The organism is Actinacidiphila polyblastidii, from assembly GCF_036353415.1.
Taxonomy (GTDB): Bacteria; Actinomycetota; Actinomycetes; order Streptomycetales; family Streptomycetaceae; genus Actinacidiphila; species Actinacidiphila polyblastidii.
Genome location: NZ_JAZEWV010000041.1, coordinates 1 through 12,613 on the forward strand (window position 1 = coordinate 1; position 12,613 = coordinate 12,613).

Genomic DNA, 12,613 nt, shown 5'->3' on the forward strand with positions numbered 1-12,613 from the left:
CCCCAGGGCCCCCCCCCCCCCCCCCACCCACGGCTCGGTTGCGTATCGGTTGAACGGAACCTCGAACAGCCTTTTTGCACCATCCCTCGGCCAACTGACTAGCGTACTGACCGAGGGCAATGGAGGTGCAAACCCATCCCTAGGGACCTCTGCCGGCGGCGACGGCGCATGAATAGGTCAAGAAGCGGGGCCCCGAGCTTCCTGCGCGCGGTTGAGCAGGTAATCACTGAACCGCTGAGCCTTGGTTGCTCTTTCCAGGATTACGCCTTCTTGTTCAAGGTAGGCCACAGACCATTCCTTGAGATTCCCAAACAGAACCTTGATCTCAGCTTCGTCCACTGCGGCATTTCTTGCGGCTAGTCGATGAAGCTGCTGTGGCCGACGAACAGCACTGCCATTCATCCGCTCTACGATAAGCATGGATAGATGGAACTTTAGGTTGCTTTTCTGGGACACATTCGCTTCTGCGGCGTCCGACAGAATAAAATTGTCTACCTGCCGTTGCAGCCTCGCGGCCCAAAGGTAGGTCTGCAGGTCGATGGATGAATTGAACACCAGGCGGTAGTCTTCGTCATTCTTAAGCAGCGAGGAAGGCTTTCCTCGTGATTTATCGGGGCGAGCCAGCCCCATGGCGGTGATCGATGCCCCGACGAACTGAATGCTTACAATCTTGGCGGGGTCCTTGCCGTCGTTCTTGTAATATCCCTTCCTCCTGTCGTAGTACCACCCTTGAGTCAGAAAGTAGTCTTCGATATTGCGTTGGACCTCGTCCGTGGCGCGCAGAGAGGCGTCTGTGATCGCGGTTTGGCGGTTCGTGGCCCTGATGACCATATCTCTGGTGGCAGCATCACCAGTGACGATAATCCGCACGAGTAGCATGCGCTCCTCGGTGTCGGTCGTATGGTCGCCCCTGAGCGCATCAAAGATTTCGTGACTGGTCTGCAGACCATTCACGATCTGAATATTTGACAGTGAATACGTCTTAGCTGTGCTGGTGGCTTCGCTGCAAAGTAGTGTGACGCCGTTGTTCAGCCACCAGAACTCGGGGCTGTCCGTTGATGTAAGGGATTGGCGGATCTCTTGATTCACCGAGACGTTGCCCTGATAATCCCTGACATTCCACTCGAAAAGGTGACGGCGGAGTCGACCGTTTTCATCAACGATCAAATTATAGTAGTCTCTCAACTTCACGAGAGCCACATGCGACCGTCCACTCGTGGCACTTTCTTGATAGTTCATGGCAAGGGTGTAAGGCGGACGCTCGTTGTATCTCGCCAGTAGCTCTTTATCGCCGAGAAGTTCCACCGAAATTGTTCGCGCGTCTGGAACCGAAGAAAGAATTACTTGCCTCAATGCCTGCAGTTTTGCCTCAAACTGAGGTGTGATGTCGCGCGAGTCTCCTGGAGCGGCATAAATTACATTCACGCTAATACGAGGGCGTCGCGTGAGCAGTTTTTCCCATGCATCACGGAAGACGCCGAAGCGTGCGAGTAGTGTGGGATTGTACAAAACGGCGAGGTCTTCCAGTGATAGCGACAGGTCTAGCAGTCGTCGCATTGTATTCTCGATCTTTTCCGCCACCTCCTCAGCGAAACTCGGCGTCCGCTTGGCTTGCACGACCCAAAGTTCCAGGTTCCTATCCTGGCCGAAATCGGCAGGGCGACTCGCCTCCGAAACAACGTCTGAGTCTTCATCTAGAAGTGTGTCATCGAAAAAGACATAGACTGAGTCGATGGCGCCGTCCTGCCCACCTCCCGCGATTCCTGCTTCGATGTCCTCAAGCCCCAACCCAAACGGCCGCAACGCCAACTCGGATGCAAATATCTCGAAGGCAGTTCCTCCGTCGACCGTAGGCAGGTTCTCCTCCTTCCAAGCGCCAAAGATCCGCATGATCAGCGTCTGTGCATTGCTGGGCATTTTCGGCATAAGATAACTCCACCTATAAGCTCATATTGTGCACCGAATGTACCATTGGCGTGCAGGGCTGTGCACTACTTTCAGTGTTTTGGCCTCGCTCCGAAAGGGCTCCGGGCGGAGCCCCCAGCCATCCTGGTTCTGGCCTTCGGTCGAGTCGTGGGAAGCTGGTACTGCCGTTGACGACCGGAAAAGGGAGGTCACGTGCCACAGGCCAGTCCGCGAGGTACGTACTTGCAGGTCTCTGAGTCTCTGCGTCGGCAGATCGAATCTGGGGGCGCTGGCGATGTCCTGCCGTCGGAGGCTGCTCTCATGAGTTCACACGGCGTCTCCCGCAACACGGTCCGTCGTGCTCTGAAAGTGTTGGAGGCCGACGGTGTCGTTGCGTCCGCTCCGGGTATCGGCTGGCGCGTCGTCCGCGGCGGAGACCGACGTTCCCTAACGGAACTCATGGCAGACCTGCTCGTGGAGGAATCTCTCTCCGTGGGCGACACGTATCCGTCGGAAGCGAAGCTGTGTGAGCGGTTCGGAGCCTCGCGGACCGCGGTGCGCCGTGTGCTTGCCCAGATGGAGGGAAACGGCCTGCTTGCCACGGTTCATGGCAAGGGACGCACGGTACGGGCTCTCCCCACTCCCACCTCCCGGCCGTAGCCTTGGCCGACATGGGACTGACTGAGTGGGCGTACTCGCTCTCTGAAGCGATGCTGTCTGAGCCGTTGCCGCGCCGTTGGGTGCACTCCCTCGGAGTTGCTGAGCGGGCCCGTTCGCTGAGCCCGATCCTGGGTGGCGATGCGGAGCTACTGGAAGCCGCCGCCGTGCTGCACGATGTCGGCTACTCGCCGGCCATCGCCGCCACCGGCTTTCACCCCCTGGACGGCGCCCGCTTCCTCCGGAGCCAGGAAGGGGCTGACGAACGGGTCATCCGTCTCGTTGCGCATCACTCTTGCGCCCTCCTGGAAGCCGAGGAACGCGGTTTGCGCCCAGAGCTGGAAAGCGAGTTCGAGCTTGAGCGCCCGGACCTGGTGGACGCGCTGCTGTACTGCGACATGACGACGACGCCGGACGGAACGCCTACGACGTCGGCCGATCGCGTCAGTGAGATCGTGCAGCGATACGGCCCGGACACAGTGGTCGGTCGCTTCATCCAGCGAGCCGCCCCTAACATTCACGCGGCGGCCGGGCGCGTGGAGGAGCGGCTGGCGCAGGCGTCGACCAGCGGTCAGCCGAGGTAGGGTTCTCGCCGCGTCTTGTCTAGGCCGTGCCGGATGCGCAGCATCATCGACGGGTGAATGTCCAAGCCGTCAAGGTCCGCTGGGTCGAACCAGCGGACCTCTTTGGATTCGCTGCTGGTGCGCAGAGAGCCGCCCACAGGGTGGGCGCGGAAGCAGATGGAGAACTGCTGCCGGACTTCTCCGTCGTCGTACGCGAGCACGTGCTCGGGATCGGTGTAGAGCCCGACGATGTTGTCCACTTTCACCCGTATCCCGGTCTCTTCCAACACCTCCCGGACCGCGGTGTCGGTGATGCGCTCGCCGATGTCATGGCCACCACCGGGCAGCGCCCACAGGTCGTTGTCCGTCTTGTGGATGAGCAGCAGTCGGCCGGCGCCGTCCTGGACAACCGTGGTGACAGACGGCACCACGGAGTTCGCCTTGGGCGCGTTCGGGTCCCGGAAGTAGTCGATGCGGCTCATTCAGTGAGTGCCTTCCCAATCGGCGGGCGAGGAGATCGGGCGAGCCGTCTGCCAGACGCGCTCAACGCTCTCAGCGTAGGCGTCGAACAACTCGCCGCCCGGCACACGGCGCAGGTGCAGGACGGGCGCCATGTAGGCGCCCACGCCGTAGAGATGGCCGTTGGCCAGCAACTCGTCATCGGCCCGGTAGATCGAGTTGTAGAGCGTGGTGTCGTGTAGGCGGAACTCGACCCCGGGCAGCCCGAAAAGCGGGCCGTAGTTCGTGAGAGCGTTCCGGATCTTCCCGGCCATCGTCACGCCGATGCCCTCGTCCTCACCGCGCACGGCTACAGCTTGGGAACTGGGCTCTCCGAGCATGAACCGGATCGGGACGCCGGCGGCGGACTTCTCTTTCACGATGCGGTGGAAGGAAGCGTCTTCGGTGAGCCAGAACCCGGAGTACACCAGCACATCGAACTGGCGTGTCGCCCTGGAGTACAGGTTTGTCCAGAGCGTTTGCATCACGACGGATCGGTGCGGGTACAGCCGGATCAACTCCGCGTTGCCGGATGCGGTGACCTCGGCCGAGGTGCGTTCGTCCGGCCACAGGTAGGAGACCTCGCACTTCAGCAGGGACGCGGTGGCGTACTGGAAGCGCCGATAGGGCTTGCGCTCTGGATCGTTGATCCAGCGCTCGACGGTCTTGGCGGCCACCCCGAGGTTGTCCGCAACCTCGTCGAGCGTCATGCCTAAGTCCACGATTGCGCCGCGCAGTCGCTCGTTTGCCACGTCAACCTCCGTCTATCCGGGACGACTTGGTACGACTTCACGCTAGCCAAGAAGGACCCGAGCCGTACAGGTACGGAGTCGAACGTCGCGCAGGCTGGCGGCAATCTGTAGGTACGTCGCGGCGAGGGGCTCGCCGAACTCCACGAAGCCGAAGGGCTTGACGGAGCGAACTTCCCTCTCCATGATGAGGAACAGGTAGTACATGTACCTCTCGTACGGGTCCTTGATCCGCACGAGTGCCGGACAACTCAAGAGCGTGATTCAGCGCAGCTCAACGGCCGTGACCGCACCGGCCGAGGCGACTGGAGACCAGCTGGCAGAGAAGGGGCTCGCGCCCTGACACCTCGGATCGCTCTTAAGACGGCGGCCCGTACATGGGACACGCAGCCGGCTCAAAACACCGCGTGGCTGACCTTGGCCAGCGACGACCCCTGGGAGGGATCTCTCCGGGGCGAGCAGGTCCACGCGTAGCTGAGATCCATCCACCACCGCCCCGGCAACCAGCCGTGAAGGGCGCCGCATCGAATGCGGCCCGGGGCACTCACTCACTCTCTCCCTTCAGCCCTCCTACCAGGAGTTTTCCGTATGGATGCTTCCACCTTCGCCGCAGTCTTTGCGGCGTTGTTCGTCGCCCACAGCATCGGTGACCACTGGGTGCAGACCCACATGCAGGCGCTGGCCAAGGGGCATCCCGGCTGGCCGGGACGTCTGGCCGATGCCCGGCACGTGGGCACGCTGACGTTGACCAAGCTGGCCGTGCTGCTGCCGGTCGCGGTGCTGCTGGACCTGCGCTTGTCGGCGCCGGCCGTGGCGCTGGGCCTGGCGGTGGACGCTGCGGCGCACTGGTGGGCCGACCGGCGCACCACGCTGGCGTGGCTGGCCCGGCTCACCGGTAAGAGCGACTTCTACCGGCTCGGTGCACCGCGGACCGGGCGGGATGACAACCCGTCGCTGGGGACCGGCGCCTACGCGCTGGACCAGTCCTTCCATCACTTGTGGCTGCTGGTCGCGGCCCTGGTCATCGCCCATTTCTGATCCGCCCGGGACGGCCGCCGCATCTCGCCAAAGAACTGCGGCCGTCCCGGCTCTCTGATCCCGCAACCGGAAACAGGAGTACCCCCATGCTGCCCCACAACTGGACCAAGGACGCCACCGCCGGCCTGCCCGCCGACATCACCGAGCCCACCGACGCCGAACTGGCCGCGCTCGAACACGAGATGCCGGTGGTTCTGGCGGAGGTGGAACTGCTGGACGTGCGGATTTCCCTGCTGGACCGGCGCCCGACCGACCTGGACCGGCGGCGCCTGCGCCGGTCGCACAACCGGCTGATGGCCGCCCGCCGCGCGCTGGCCAACACCGCCCGGGAACTCCCGGCGGGGGGTGCGGCGTGATGGCGACGCGGACCAAGCTGACCAAGGCGCAGGGCATCGTCCTTGCCGCTGCGTTCCTGCCGATGCTCGGTACCGCGTTCTTCGGCGGCCGCGGCACGTTCACCAACATCTCCCGCGCTTACGGCAGCGGCACCGCGATGGGTGCGGTCGCCGCTGGTGAGGGTGCGACGGCGGTGCTGGCGCTGGTGCTGATGGGGTTGACCATGCTGGGTCAGTCCTCTCCGCGCGTGATCCGGCTGGGCCTGTGGGCGCTGCCGGCCGCGGCGTCGGTGATGGCCGCGTCCGCTGCGCAGGACCCCGGGCGCATCGCCATCTATGCCATCACCCCGATGGGCATGTGCGTCTCGGCGGAGGGCATGGCGTTCCTGGCCCGGCGGATCGTGGTTCACCAGGAGGGCCGGGACGCCGAAGCAGAAGCCAAGGCCGCGGCCGTGGTGCGGGAGCTGGCCTACCAGCGCGCCGTTGCCGCCAACCACCCGGATGCGAAGGTGAAGGCGAAGGCGGACCGCGCGTCGTGGAAGCTGGCGCGGAAGGTCGGTGTCGGGGACTACGCGCTGGGTCTGCGGCTGCTGGAGGTGCAGCGCGAGCGCGTCACCACCGGCGCAGACGCCGCACTGGCCGCGATGTTCACCACCGCCGCACCCGCGATCGAGTCGACCCCGGACACCCCGACCGGTACCCCCGAGCCGACGGCCGCGGACGTGGACGCAAACCAGGAGGAATCTCAGCAGGGCACCGCAAATCAGTCGAGTAGTGACCTGCGGGAATCGACCCCGGAAGAGCCTGTCGAGTCGGGCGACTCGGAGCCTGCCGCCCGCCCGGTTCCCCTCCCCGCGGCCGGGCCGCGGCGTCGGCCGACCGGTCCGGTACCGGCGGCGGCCCGATCGCCCCGGCCGACCCGATCTCCGGAAGAACTCCTGAGCCAGGCGCGGAAGGTGACGGCGGACTGGGCCGATGGGGACCTGACGGCGGAGGCGATCCGCAAGGCGCTGCGCACGGCGCCGGCCAAGGCCCGGCTGCTGCGCGACACGCTGAGGGCTGAGCGGGCCGGGCTTGCGGCGGCATGAGCCGCTTCTACGACCCGACCGGCGCCCGCTACGGCATCCCCACCTTCCCGCTGGGGTGCGCGCCGGACGGCTACGCCACCCGCCGCCAACTCCGTACCCGGGGGCTTCGGCCGGGCGGTCAGCCGGTTGCCGCGCAACTGATGTGGCGTTCACGGAAGGCCCGCGGGGAGATCCGCGTGGCGTGGCTGTTCCGCCTTGACCTGGCCCTGCCGGTGCGTCCCATGACGGCCGGCCGGTGGGCCGCGCTCGCCGCGGCGATGCGCGCCCGCCGTACCTGCCCGACCTGCCGGCGGGATGCCGGATACGTCCTGCCCACCTCCCTCGGCATGTGCGTGCCGTGCGCATACCCCGAAGAACAGCGCGTCGCCTGAACCGTACTGACCTGGGAGAACGCGTGATCCGCACCCACCGAGATGACCCGCCGCTGACCGCCCGCGAGGCCGCCGCCATTGCCCGCATCACGGGTATGGCCGCGATCCGCCAGGGCCAGCTCACCACCCGGCAGCTCAAGCGCATTGACCGCATCATCGACGGCGCCCGCGAGCGCCAGAACAAGGCCCGATAGCTCTCTGATCAGCGCGTCCCTGCTTTTCGGGGGTCCGGCCGCCACCGTCCAAAGCCGCGGCCGGACCCCCTCCCTGTGCCCCTGACCTCCTGAGATGAGGAGCAGACCAACCGTGTCTGAGATCAACGACTTTGACCAGCCGGGCAGGCCGCCCGAGGCCGATCCGGACGACACCGAGCAGAACACGGCGGCCGTGCTGCCGTTCAAGAAGCGCACCGCCGGCGGGGAGCCGTTGGCGCCGGGGGAGGTCAAGCCCGGTGAGTGGCAGGCCGACCTGCCCGACGACACCGACACCGACGACGAAACCGCAGAGGTGACCGAGGGCGCCCCGGTGGACCCGCCGCGGCAGGTCTACCCGCCGTCCGTGGCGGAGTGGATGGCGGAGCACGACAAGGCGCGTCAGCCGGTCATCCCGGAGTGGGTGAAGCTCCCTGACCAGCGCAAAGCGGTCCGCAAGTGGGCCGTGCGGCACTACGGAACCGTCATCGGGTACCACGCGGTGCGCATCCCGTGCATCTACACGCCCAAGCTGCTCGCCTACGCCCCGCGCGGGGTGTGGCGGTGGTCGACGGCCGCCGGGCACTGGGTGTTCGACTACGAAGCCAAGCCCCTGCGGGCCGCGGCCGTCGCGGCAGAGGACGCCGGTGAGTACCTGCGCCTTTCCGCGGTGCGGGACGACCGGGTGCGGCTGCGCGGCATCATCGCCGGCCTGGTGGGCGTGGTCGGTCTGATCGCTGCGCTGGCGCTGTGGGTGATGGCACCCACGTGGATGCTGCTGCTGGCCATCGCCACCCTGACCACCACCCTCGGTGTCGCCGGGGCGCCGGCCGACCGGCCGCTGATCGACCGGGCCAAGGTGACCTTCCGCAAGCGCAAGCTGTCCTCCGACATCATCACCCGCGCCTACGCTGCGGCAGGTCTGACCGGCAAGGACACCGGGATCGCGTTCCCGCGTCCGATCGGCCGGGACGGCGACGGATGGCGCGTCATCGTCGACCTGCCCTACGGGAAGTCGTTCAAGGACGCGCTGGCCAAGCGTCAATCGCTGGCGTCCGGCATCGACATCGCCGCAACACAGCTCTTCCTCGATCCGGATCTGACCAGTGAGCGGCGGGTGTCGATGTGGATCGCCGACCGCGATCCGCTCGCCGTGCCGGCGGGCAAGTCGCCTCTGCTGGGTGCAACGCGGGTGGACTTCTGGCAGCCCTTCCCCTGGGGTGTCGATGAGCGGGGCAACCCGGTGATGGCCACGATGCTGTGGCTGTCGTTCCTGGTCGGCGCCGTGCCCCGGCAGGGCAAGACGTTCTCCGCGCGGACGATCGCGCTGGCCGCGGCCCTGGACCCCTACGTCCGGCTGATCGTGTTCGACGGGAAAGCGTCGCCGGACTGGCGGAAGTTCGCGCTGGTCGCGCACCGGATCGGCTTCGGCATCGTGCCCCGCAACGGCATCGACCCCGTGGAACACCTGGTGGCCGCCCTGGAAGAACTCAAGGGCGATGTCGAGGACCGCTACCACCGGCTCTCTGAACTGCCGCTGCACATCTGCCCCGAGGGCAAGCTCACCCCGGAACTGTCCCGGGACAAGAAGCTGAACATGCCGCTGACGCTCGTGGTGATCGATGAGGTGCAGGAATACCTCCAGCACCCCGTCTACGGGCAGGTCATCCTCGACCTGCTGGTCTACCTCGCACGCGTCGCCCCCGCCGTCGGCGTGAGCGTCATGCTCTCCACGCAGAAGCCCGACGACACCGCGTGCCCGCCCAAGCTCCGCGACCAGTGCCAGGGCCGGTTCTCCCTGCGGGTGGGGTCCTGGCAGGTCTCGGATGTGGTGCTGGGTGCCGGGTCCTACTCGGAGGGGCTGGACGCCTCGCGGCTGCTGAAGTCCCACAAGGGCGTCGGCATCCTCAAGGGCATGACCGACGACGCCGGCATCGTCCGCACCTACCTCGCCGACGGCCGGGACGCGGAAGCCGTCCTGACCAGGGCCAACGCCCTGCGCGAGGCTGAGGGAACGCTGACCGGGGATGCCGCCGGCGAGAAGGCGACCGTGCGCAGCGCGGACGCCATCCTGGACGACGTGGCGATGGTGCTGGGCAAGGCGGAGACCAAGGTGTGGTCCGAGACCATCGTGGACCGCCTGGCCGTCCTCAACGAGGCTGCGTATGGGGACTGGGCAGCGCTGGAAGGCCGCGCGAAGGCCGACCAGTTGGCCGCCGCGCTGAAGCCCTACGGCATCGCCACGGACCAGGTGTGGGGCAAGACCGAGGCCGGCAAGGGCGCCAACCGCCGCGGCATCGAGCGGCAGCACATCATCGACGCCATCACTCAGCGCAACAAGAACCGGGCCGGCAAGTAGCCCGGACGGTTGCTAGGTCTAGCGAGTCACCTCGCTAGACCTAGCAACCTCGCTAGCGACCCATCCGCTACCTGAGCAGGTCGCTAGTAACTAGCGACTGACCTGCGGAAACCCCGAAAACCTGCCCTGGAGACCCTGGTGAACCTCCCTGAGCTTGCTAGCGCACTCCTCCTGGTCGTCACTGTCGGTTACATCGGTGTGTGTGCGGCGCAGCCGTTCGCGCGCTGCCGCAAGTGCGACGGCATCGGCCACCTGATCAAGACCAACCGCCGCGGCAAGGTCCGGCGCGGGAAGGTCTGCCGCCGTTGCGGCGGACACGGCATCCGCATACGCCGCGGACGCCACCTTTACAACGCCTGGCGCCGCACCCACACCCGCGGCACCCGCTGACTCCCGGATCGGAGACCCCGTCATGGTCCTGTCCCTGTCCGCCGTGCTGCTCTTCGGCGTCGGCTCGTTCTTCGCCGTCCGCTCCAAGGCCACCAACATCGTGGCCGCCGCCGTGGTGTTCCTCTTCGGCTTCTACGCCGCGTCGTCCGGCCTGGCCGGACCCGTCGACCAGTTCATGACCGGCGCCGCCCACACCCTTGCCCAGATACGCGGCTGACCCCAAGGAAGGAACCGCCACCATGAACCCCTACACCCCGGCCGGCGTCAACGAGCCGATCGTGCACCGGCACTGGCTCGCCGACGCCGCACCCAAGGCCGCACCCGCCGTGGCCACCTCAACCGTGCTGATCCTGGCGCGGATCTGGAACGCCCACGGCGCGCAGCACTCCATCGGCGACGCCACCGTCATGAGCGTGCTCGCCGTCGGCGCCGCGTTCGCCGGCCGCGCCCTGGCCACCGGCGAGAACGGCGACAGCACCGCCGCCAGCATCGGCTTCACCGCAGCCGGCACCCTGGCCACCGCCGGAGTGGCCGCCTACTCCGACGGCCTTCCCCTGCCCCTGCTGCTCTGGTCGGTCGCCACCGTGCTGTCCTACGTCCTGGTCTTCCGCCAGGCCCGGGCGGAGCGACGTGAGCGGATCGCGTACGAGCGGGCGACGCAGGCCCGCCGCGAGACGCAGCACCACGTCGAAACCGTGGAAGTCATCCGCGCCCGCGCGCAGGTCGAAACCGCCCGCGAGGGCGCCGCCTACGCCAACGCCCTGACCGCCGCCATGACCGCCCGCGCCGCCCTGCCCGGCTACGACCCGGCTGTCGTCACGGCGGCCGGGCGCCCGGAGATCGCATCCGGGTCCCCGACAGGGCTGTAGATCCGCCCGGGACGGCCGCCACATCTCGCCAAAGAACTGCGGCCGTCCCGGCTCCCTCACCGCTCCCGAAGGAACAGGAGAAACCCCAGCATGACCCAACCCACCACCATCCCGCGACGGCCGATCCGGCCGCGTCTGCTGGACGCGTTCTGCTGCCAGGGCGGCGCCGCCGCCGGGTACAAGCTGGCCGGCTTCGACGTCACCGGCATAGACCTCAACCCCCAGCCCCGCTACCCCTACCGGTTCATCCAGGGCGACGCCATCGCCTACATCCTGGCCCACGGCGCGGAGTTCGACTTCATCCACGCCTCTCCGCCGTGCCAGCACGACTCCGAGTGCCAGCGCATCCAAGGACGGGACCACCCCGACCTCATCGCGCCCACCCGCGCCGCCCTCGAAGCGACGGGGCGGCCGTGGGTGATGGAGAACGTCCGAGGGGCAGTGCCCAAGCTCCGTACCCCGGTGATGCTGTGCGGGGCGATGTTCGGCATCGCCACCTACCGGCACCGGTACTTCGAGACAGGCGGAGGCTTCACCCTCACCCCGCCCGAGCACCCGCAACACCTCGCGCCGCAGGCCAAGATGGGCCGCCCCGTCCCCGACGGCTGGTTCGGCCAGTACGTCGGAAACTTCTCCGGCGTCGACCAGGCCCGCGCCGCCATGGACGTGCCGTGGATGAACCGCGACGGCATCCGCGAGTGCATCCCACCCGCCTACACCACCTACATCGGCCGCGCCTTCCTCGCCGCGACAGAGATGGGGGCAGCAGCATGAGCGACCACCTGCGCACCGCCCTCCGTGTCGCGTCCGGCGGCCTGCCCGTGCTTCCCCTGCGCGCCGGGAAAGTACCGTTCGCCAACTGCCCCGCATGCACGCACAACGCGTGCGGCGGCAGGCCGAACATGAAGACCCCGGGCCCGTGTGCGTGCCCCGCGCCGTGCCACGGGTGGGCCGCCGCGACCACCGACTCCCGTGTCGTGTCCTCCCCGGCGTGGACGCGGGCATGGCTGGACGCCGCGGCGCTGGCATACCACCCCGGCGGTGGAAGCCTGACCGTGCTGGACCTCGACAACGCAACGGCCATCGCGTGGGCACGCGAGACGCTGCCCGCCACACGGGCCCTGCCCACGACACGCGGCGAACACTGGCTCTACCGCGGCGTCATGCAGTCCGCCAACGCCGTGCGACCCGGCGTCGACATCAAGTCGACCATGGCCTACGCACGCTGGCTCGGTCCCGGCACCGGCAGCATGGCCGCCCTGCCCGATGCCGTGCGGGCGCTGGTCGTGAAAGCACCCGTCCCGGTCCGGCCGGTGGCCGCGTCTGCACCGGCCGCGGGCGGAGTCTGCCGGCACCGCACGCCCTCCTACTTGGAACGGGGCATCACGATGGCCGAGCAGGCCATCACGGGCGCGGCCGGTGGGGTGCATGCCACGGTCTACCGGACGTTCCTCGCGGTGCTGTCCGCGCACGGCCGGTGCGGGTGCCTGACCGACGCGCACATGGCGCGGCTGTTCGCCGCTGCGCAGGCCAAGGGCGAGAGCGTCCGGCACTGCACCGACGCGTGGACCAACGCCCGAACCCGATTGGGGGTGTGACC

General features: G+C 67.3%; 17 protein-coding genes. 13 read left to right on the plus strand and 4 right to left on the minus strand.

Annotated elements, in window-relative coordinates:
- Window positions 1-177: 177 nt before the first annotated feature.
- Window positions 178-1,917 (minus strand): AIPR family protein, encoded by a 1,740-nt coding sequence (locus V2S66_RS29925; RefSeq protein WP_330799877.1) that lies wholly within the window; start codon window positions 1,915-1,917, stop codon window positions 178-180.
- Window positions 1,918-2,118: 201 nt separating this feature from the next.
- Here V2S66_RS29925 and V2S66_RS29930 point away from each other — a divergent pair, with 201 nt between their 5' ends.
- Both V2S66_RS29930 and V2S66_RS29935 read left to right on the plus strand, forming a co-directional pair.
- The gene (locus V2S66_RS29930; RefSeq protein WP_330799878.1) at window positions 2,119-2,565 is read left to right on the plus strand and encodes a GntR family transcriptional regulator; all 447 of its coding nucleotides are present in this window, start codon (window positions 2,119-2,121) and stop codon (window positions 2,563-2,565) included.
- A gap of 11 nt (window positions 2,566-2,576) precedes the next feature.
- On the plus strand, window positions 2,577-3,146 hold the full coding sequence (locus V2S66_RS29935; protein WP_330799879.1) for an HD domain-containing protein: 570 nt from the start codon (window positions 2,577-2,579) through the stop codon (window positions 3,144-3,146).
- Here V2S66_RS29935 and V2S66_RS29940 read toward each other — a convergent pair.
- Genes V2S66_RS29940 through V2S66_RS29950 form a run of 3 tightly spaced genes read right to left on the minus strand, consistent with a single transcriptional unit; the run spans window position 3,134 to window position 4,579 of the window.
- Window positions 3,134-3,607, minus strand: a complete 474-nt coding sequence (locus V2S66_RS29940; RefSeq protein WP_330799880.1) for an NUDIX hydrolase — start codon at window positions 3,605-3,607, stop codon at window positions 3,134-3,136. The two genes, V2S66_RS29935 and V2S66_RS29940, sit on opposite strands and share 13 nt — an antisense overlap.
- Complete coding sequence (locus tag V2S66_RS29945) at window positions 3,608-4,375, minus strand: helix-turn-helix domain-containing protein (RefSeq protein WP_330799881.1); 768 nt, start codon at window positions 4,373-4,375, stop codon at window positions 3,608-3,610. It lies immediately after the preceding gene.
- A 42-nt stretch (window positions 4,376-4,417) separates the two neighbouring features.
- Window positions 4,418-4,579 (minus strand): RNA-binding protein, encoded by a 162-nt coding sequence (locus V2S66_RS29950; protein ID WP_330799882.1) that lies wholly within the window; start codon window positions 4,577-4,579, stop codon window positions 4,418-4,420.
- A gap of 381 nt (window positions 4,580-4,960) precedes the next feature.
- Between V2S66_RS29950 and V2S66_RS29955 the strand changes: the two genes are divergently transcribed.
- The 11 genes from V2S66_RS29955 to V2S66_RS30005 all read left to right on the plus strand — a co-directional run bounded on the left by V2S66_RS29955 (window position 4,961) and on the right by V2S66_RS30005 (window position 12,611).
- Entirely contained in the window at window positions 4,961-5,410 is a 450-nt protein-coding gene (locus V2S66_RS29955) for a transcriptional regulator (RefSeq protein ID WP_330799883.1), read from the plus strand.
- An 86-nt stretch (window positions 5,411-5,496) separates the two neighbouring features.
- The gene (locus V2S66_RS29960; RefSeq protein WP_330799884.1) at window positions 5,497-5,766 is read left to right on the plus strand and encodes a DUF6284 family protein; all 270 of its coding nucleotides are present in this window, start codon (window positions 5,497-5,499) and stop codon (window positions 5,764-5,766) included.
- A complete protein-coding gene (locus V2S66_RS29965; RefSeq protein WP_330799885.1) occupies window positions 5,766-6,833 on the plus strand; it encodes a conjugal transfer protein in 1,068 nt (355 codons plus the stop codon). The genes V2S66_RS29960 and V2S66_RS29965 overlap by 1 nt, the downstream gene beginning before the upstream one ends.
- The gene (locus V2S66_RS29970; protein ID WP_330799886.1) at window positions 6,830-7,204 is read left to right on the plus strand and encodes an RRQRL motif-containing zinc-binding protein; all 375 of its coding nucleotides are present in this window, start codon (window positions 6,830-6,832) and stop codon (window positions 7,202-7,204) included. Before V2S66_RS29965 ends, V2S66_RS29970 begins: the two co-directional genes overlap by 4 nt.
- 23 nt (window positions 7,205-7,227) lie before the next feature.
- Window positions 7,228-7,398 (plus strand): hypothetical protein, encoded by a 171-nt coding sequence (locus V2S66_RS29975; protein ID WP_330799887.1) that lies wholly within the window; start codon window positions 7,228-7,230, stop codon window positions 7,396-7,398.
- A gap of 112 nt (window positions 7,399-7,510) precedes the next feature.
- Window positions 7,511-9,754 (plus strand): cell division protein FtsK, encoded by a 2,244-nt coding sequence (locus tag V2S66_RS29980; protein WP_330799888.1) that lies wholly within the window; start codon window positions 7,511-7,513, stop codon window positions 9,752-9,754.
- A gap of 138 nt (window positions 9,755-9,892) precedes the next feature.
- Window positions 9,893-10,144 (plus strand): hypothetical protein, encoded by a 252-nt coding sequence (locus tag V2S66_RS29985; RefSeq protein ID WP_330799889.1) that lies wholly within the window; start codon window positions 9,893-9,895, stop codon window positions 10,142-10,144.
- A gap of 22 nt (window positions 10,145-10,166) precedes the next feature.
- A complete protein-coding gene (locus tag V2S66_RS29990; protein WP_330799890.1) occupies window positions 10,167-10,361 on the plus strand; it encodes a hypothetical protein in 195 nt (64 codons plus the stop codon).
- A gap of 22 nt (window positions 10,362-10,383) precedes the next feature.
- Window positions 10,384-11,013, plus strand: coding sequence for a hypothetical protein (locus V2S66_RS29995; RefSeq protein WP_330799891.1), 630 nt, complete (start codon window positions 10,384-10,386; stop codon window positions 11,011-11,013).
- 90 nt (window positions 11,014-11,103) lie between these two features.
- Window positions 11,104-11,787, plus strand: a complete 684-nt coding sequence (locus tag V2S66_RS30000; protein ID WP_330799892.1) for a class I SAM-dependent methyltransferase — start codon at window positions 11,104-11,106, stop codon at window positions 11,785-11,787.
- Window positions 11,784-12,611, plus strand: coding sequence for a bifunctional DNA primase/polymerase (locus V2S66_RS30005; protein ID WP_330799893.1), 828 nt, complete (start codon window positions 11,784-11,786; stop codon window positions 12,609-12,611). Before V2S66_RS30000 ends, V2S66_RS30005 begins: the two co-directional genes overlap by 4 nt.
- Window positions 12,612-12,613: the final 2 nt, after the last annotated feature.